The 5,486-nt window shown below is 63.8% G+C and carries 4 protein-coding genes; all 4 read right to left on the bottom strand.

Features of this window, described 5'->3' with window-relative positions; all coding sequences use genetic code 11:
• A partial coding sequence (locus NDI72_RS21610) for an amidohydrolase family protein (protein WP_283801754.1) occupies positions 1 to 1,173 on the bottom strand: 1,173 nt, incomplete at its 3' end.
• A complete protein-coding gene (locus NDI72_RS21605; RefSeq protein ID WP_283801753.1) occupies positions 1,173 to 2,639 on the bottom strand; it encodes an amidohydrolase family protein in 1,467 nt (488 codons plus the stop codon). The genes NDI72_RS21605 and NDI72_RS21610, both read right to left, overlap by 1 nt.
• A 122-nt stretch (positions 2,640 to 2,761) precedes the next feature.
• Positions 2,762 to 3,889: an ABC transporter substrate-binding protein gene (locus tag NDI72_RS21600; RefSeq protein ID WP_283801752.1), complete on the bottom strand. Its 1,128-nt coding sequence runs from the start codon at positions 3,887 to 3,889 to the stop codon at positions 2,762 to 2,764.
• 45 nt (positions 3,890 to 3,934) lie between these two features.
• The gene (hydA, locus tag NDI72_RS21595) at positions 3,935 to 5,374 is read right to left on the bottom strand and encodes a dihydropyrimidinase (RefSeq protein WP_283801751.1); all 1,440 of its coding nucleotides are present in this window, start codon (positions 5,372 to 5,374) and stop codon (positions 3,935 to 3,937) included.
• Between the last annotated feature and the right edge of the window lie 112 nt (positions 5,375 to 5,486).

Raw genomic sequence — 5,486 nt, 5'->3', positions numbered from 1 at the left:
GACCGCGAGGCGTCCGATGTCGTCGCGCAGCAGGGCCGTCGCCCCGCCCGCCGTGGCCGCCGTGAATATCTCGCGGCTGTTGACCGCATCGATGTCCCGGGCACTGATCCGGCCAAGTATGAGCGCCCAGCGCATCTCCTCGATCATGTTGTGGGGGACCGTGTCCGTGCCCAATGCAACATTGACACCTCGACGGATGTAGTCGCCGACATGTTCCATCGTCTGCCCGTATCGGGCGAAAGGCGTCGGACAATGAGCAACGCTCGTCCCGCTCGATACCAGCAGGTCGAGATCCTGGCGCGTCCACCATTGCGTCCACGAATGCTGGTCGATGAAGATGGCGTGACCCAGGATCGTGCCCGGCGCGAGTATCCCGATCCTGGCTGCCCATTGCACCGGGGTAAGCCCGTAGCGGCGCTGCATCTCGCGAAATTCCATCACGCTCTGCGAGGCATGAGTGGTGAAGGCGAGGTTGCGTTCCTGCGCGGCGGCGAATGCGTCGCGCAGCAGCCCTTCGGTGCAGGTGTCGATCTGCGCGGGGTAGAGGATTCCGGTCAACCGCCCGTCCGCCCTGCCCTGCAGGCCATCGATCAGATCAAGCGCCGCGTCTAGTCCCCGCGCCCCAGCCTCCTTGTCCCAGCTGTAGTTCAGGTGATGCAGATCAGACACGTTCCAGCGGCTGGAGGCGAAGCCGGGACCCATCACGACGCGCATGCCACTGCGCTCCGCCAGATCGACCCAGCCCTCGTAGGGGGTGGAGAGATCGACGATGGTCGTCACGCCGCTCAGCAGCATCTCGCTATAGGCGACCTCGGCCGAGGAAAGCTGCGAACTCGGAGTGACGCCATAGGCCATGCACCGCTCATAGAGCCCCGTCATGTACATGTCGCGCACGCCGTGCTCCTCGCGGATGCCGCGGTAGGAGGGTTCGAGGCTGGGATGGCTGTGGATGTCGACGAAGCCCGGCAGCACCATGTAGCCGCCGCCGTCGATCTCGATCTCCGCCCGCCCGGCATACGCCTTCCCGACAAAGACGATCTCGTTTCCACGAAACACCACGTCGGCATCGGACAGGTAGGCGTGACCGCCTGCCTTCTCGTCCCATACGACAACCATGCCAGCCCCGCGGATGCAGGTCGTCGCACCCTGGAGTTCGTCGCCGGTCGCGCTCATCAGTCGTCCCACGCCTGATAGCAGGGCGGATAGACCTCATCGAGGGCCCTGCCTTCGAGATCGTATTCGGCAAAGCTCGACAGGACGGCGTTTGCCGAGTCCCAGGCGTCCGCAAGCAGCTCTTCCTGTGGCCAGGCAAGCGTACGCCCGCCGTCGACCACCAGCTTCCCGGCAACAAAGACCTTTTCGACCTGTTCGCCATTGGCACAGTAGATGAGAGCCCGAATGGGATCAGAAAACGGCGCCATGCGCAGATTGTCGAGATCTATTAGAACGATGTCCGCTTTCGCACCCGGCGCCAGGCGTCCGAGGTCGTCGCGGCGCAGCGCCCTGGCGCCACCCAGCGTCGCGGCGTCGAAGACCGACCGCGCATGTGCCGACTCGAAATTCCTGTCGGTCGTCTTGCCGATGATCGAAGCCATCCGCATCTCTTCCAGGATATCGAGCGGATAGGTGTCGGTTCCGATGCCGATATTGATGCCGTGGTCCTGGTAGCGCTGGAAGGATTCGAGCGCCATGCCGCGCCGGGCAAAGGTGACGGGTGCGTGCGCCACGGTCGCGCCGGTTTCGGCGATCGCCTCGAGATCACCCTTGTAGGGCCAGGATGTCTGGCTGTGGCCGCCCACATAGACGGTGTGGCCGAGAATGACTTCCGGCCCCAGGAGGCCCCAGTCATGCGCGAGCTCGATCGGGCTCTTGCCAAAGCGGTTGACCACATTGTGGAACTCCCAGATCGATTCGGCGATATGCAGCGTGATGCCGATTTCGCGATCGGCAGCCGCCTGCTTGATGCGTCCGAACAGGTCGCGCGAGGTGCGCAGAAACGACGACGGAATGATCATGGTCCGAAACAGATCGTCGTTTGCGCCATGATGTTCATCGATGAAGTCGAGCGCCGCCTGGAATCCGCGATCCGCGTGGTCTTCGTCTGGCTTCAGGTAGAAGCCGCCGCGCTCGTCGAAATGATAGTACCCGGAATAGAATGTGGGACCATAATAGAGCCGGATCCCGCACTCGCGCGCGAAACGGACCATCTCGCCTTCGTCGCTTCCGTCGGCTCCGCCAAGCTCGACCGCGGTGGTGGTGCCGTTCTGTAGAATCGATGCCAGGCCGTAGCGAAGGCCGGCGCGCGCATTTGCCTTGCGTCCGAAGCTCAGCCCCTGCGGTCCGGTGCGCCCCTCGAAATTCAGGAAACCGGAGCGCCACAGGTCACGCCGGCCCGCATCGACGATGGCGCGCGAACCGATGTCCACCCCGGCATGCGAATGAAGGTTGATCAGCCCGGGAATGACCAGCTTCCCGTTTGCGTCGATGATCGTCCCAGCGTCACCGGCGAATGTCCTGCCGACCGAGACGATCTCGTCGCCGACGAACGCGACATGGCCCTTCTCGATTATACGGTGTTTCGTTCCGTCGAATGCAATGACGGTACCCCCCTCGACTACGGTGGGCTTCTGGCTGCTCATGTCGGCGTTCCTCGATCATTGGAATCAATCGCCCGCGGGAACAGCGTTCCCAGCAGCGGGCGCACGGCGGTGGACAAGGGCGAGAAGAGGCCTGCCTGCCGGGGCCGGCAGGCCAGACGATCCTACTGCAGGATCCACTCGTTCCAGCGGCGTTCCGTCTCCGGCTTGTTTTCCTTCCACCAGATGTAATCGTAGGGGACGAGACCCTCGACATTACTGGGCGCGGTGGGAAGTTCCGCGAGAATGTTCTCCGGGATGTACTCGGCGGCGGCCCGATTGACGAAGCCGTTCGGGATCAGGAAGGACTGGCGCGCCTGCGATATCGGCAGCGTGGCAAAGGCAATGAACTTGCGCGCGTTCTCGGCGTTGGCCGCGCCTTTCGGGATCGCCCAGCTGTTGCTCACCAGATTGCCGCCGTGCCAGCTGATCTTGACAGGCACGCCGTCCCGCTGGAGCTGCACGATGCGGCCGCTGCCGGCAATGGCCAGCGGGGCTTCATTGTCCACCAGCATCTGGATCGGCATGGCCTCGGCGTCCCAGAACTTGCTGACAGAGTCGCGGATCTTGCTGAGGCTGTCGAAGGAGCGCTGGATGTCGATCGGATAGATCTGGTCGAGGGGCACGCCGTCGGCAACGAGTGCGGCCACCAGCGGGGGAATGGCGAAACCTCCTGTACCGGTCGGCATCGTCCGCGGCCCGGGGAACTTCTCGGTGTCCCAGAACTCGATGAAGTCCTTGGGACCTTCGGGGAACACGTCGCTGCGATAGGCGATGACATGCGCGAAGGCATGGGTGTCGACGCCGTATTCATGCAGGTTGTGCTCGGGGATGTTGGCCGTGTCGACGATATCCAGGTCCACCTTCTCGAAGTAGTCCCCTTGATCCCGCAGCCGCTCGATCGTCGCCATGGTGGTGAGGAAGAGATCCCATTCGACATTGCCGGTATCGACCATCGCCTTGGCCTTGTTGGGGTCGGACCCCTCGCCATCGATGACCTTGATGCCCGTGAGCCGCTCGAACGGCTCGAAATAGGCCTCCCGGATCGCGGTATGGCCGGTTCCGCCGAAACCGACGACCCGAACCTCTCCGGAACCCTTGAGGGCCTCAGGCACTTCGGTGATCTCGGGCATTTGCGGCGTCTCGGATGCGTGGGCGCGGCTACGCAGGACCGCCGGCATGGCCAGCGACACGCCCGCGGTGCCCATCAACGTCAGGGCCGTCCGCCGGCTTATGGATGCTGTCTTCTTCATCGAATTCCCCGTCTGGTTGGATTGCAGCTTCGGTTACAGGTCCGTCTACGGACTTCTTGTGAGGTGATGCGGCGCCGAGCGCTGATGGATTTCGGCCATGAGGCCGCGCTGCGCCTGCGGTCCGCGACGCTTGATGAACCGGCCGTAACCGGGCTCGCCAGTATAGATGCCGTCCTCGACGATTTGCCTGCCGCGCAGGAACACGTGCCGGGCCTTGCCCGTCACGCTCATGCCCTCGTAGAGCGTGTAGTCCACCGCGTGATGCAGTCCGTCCTGGGTGATGACGCCATTGGCTCGCGGGTCCCATACGACGATGTCGGCGTCCGATCCCACCGCCAAGCAGCCCTTTTCGGGGTAGAGCCCGAAAATCTTGGCCGGCCTGGTCGCGGTGATGTCGACGAAGCGGTTGACGTCGATGCGTCCCGTCGCGACTCCCTGATACGCCATCGTCATGCGCTCCTCGATGCCGGGAGCACCGTTCGGGATCAGGGTGAAATTGCCGCGGCCGAGTTCCTTCTGGCCATGATAGTTCCACGGCGCATGGTCCGACGAGACCGCGGCCAGCTCGCCATCCTTTAATGCCGCCCAGAGCGCTTCCTGATCCTCTCGGCTCCTCGCCGGCGGGGTGAAGACATACTTCGCGCCCTCGAAGCCCGGCCGCGCCAGATCGTCGCTGGTGACATGGAGATAGTGGGTGCAGGTCTCGGCGAGCACATCGACGTTGCGCAGGCGGGCGCGCCTGAGTTCGTCCAATGCTTCCCGACAGGTCAGATGAACCACGTAAAGCGGTGCTCCGACGAGTTCCGCGAGCGCGATCGCGCGGGCTGTCGCCTCGGCCTCGACGCGGGCCGGACGCGAGTCGGCGTGATACTTCGGCTCGGTCTTCCCCTCGGATAGGAGGCGCTTCTGCAGATAGTCGGCGGCGTCGCCATTCTCCGCATGAACCATGACCAGCGCGTCGCAGTCGCGGGCAGCATCGAGCACGGCCAGCAGGGCACGGTCGTCCACCATCGACAGTCCGCGATAGGCCATGAAAAGCTTGAAGCTGGTCACGCCGAGCGCCGGAAGCCGCCGGAGGTCATCCTCGATCCCTTCATACATGTCGATGACGATGACGTGGAAACCGTAGTCGATCGCGGCCTTGCCCCGCGCCTTTTCAGACCAGACATCGATGGCCTCGCCAAGCGAGCGCCCCCGCTCCTGCCGCGAGAAGTCGATGATGGTCGTGGTCCCGCCACATGCGGCGGCGATGGTGCCGGTGGTATAGTCATCGGCCGTGCGGGAATTGAAATCGGGCGTGTCGAGATGCGTGTGGACGTCGATGCCTCCGGGGAAGAGATAACAGCCGGTCGCATCGATAATCTTCGCGGCGCCAGGAGACGCGACCTGGCCGATCTGGACGATCCGTCCGGCCTCGACGGCAAGGTCGGCCGTATAAGTGTCTGCGGCTGTAACAATCATACCGCCCCGGAACACCAGGTCCATTTCCACCCTCCCGACATCCTCGCGGCCACACGCCGTCAGCTGCGGAGAACCTGGGTTCGCCGCCGGAAGGGCCGTCGCCCCATCACGCAGAGAGGATATCCCTTGCTTATCT

It is taken from the genome of Nitratireductor sp. GZWM139, from assembly GCF_030068685.1.
GTDB classification, from domain to species: Bacteria; Pseudomonadota; Alphaproteobacteria; order Rhizobiales; family Rhizobiaceae; genus Nitratireductor; species Nitratireductor aquimarinus.
Note: the sequence above shows the minus strand (reverse complement) of the source record. Positions and strands in the feature narration are given on the sequence as shown.

Coding starts and splice junctions, on each gene's coding strand:
- NDI72_RS21605 (WP_283801753.1), bottom strand. CDS start 2,639: ATGAGCAGCCAGAAGCCCACCGTAGTCGAGGGGGGTACCGTCATTGCA.
- NDI72_RS21600 (WP_283801752.1), bottom strand. CDS start 3,889: ATGAAGAAGACAGCATCCATAAGCCGGCGGACGGCCCTGACGTTGATG.
- hydA (WP_283801751.1), bottom strand. CDS start 5,374: ATGGACCTGGTGTTCCGGGGCGGTATGATTGTTACAGCCGCAGACACT.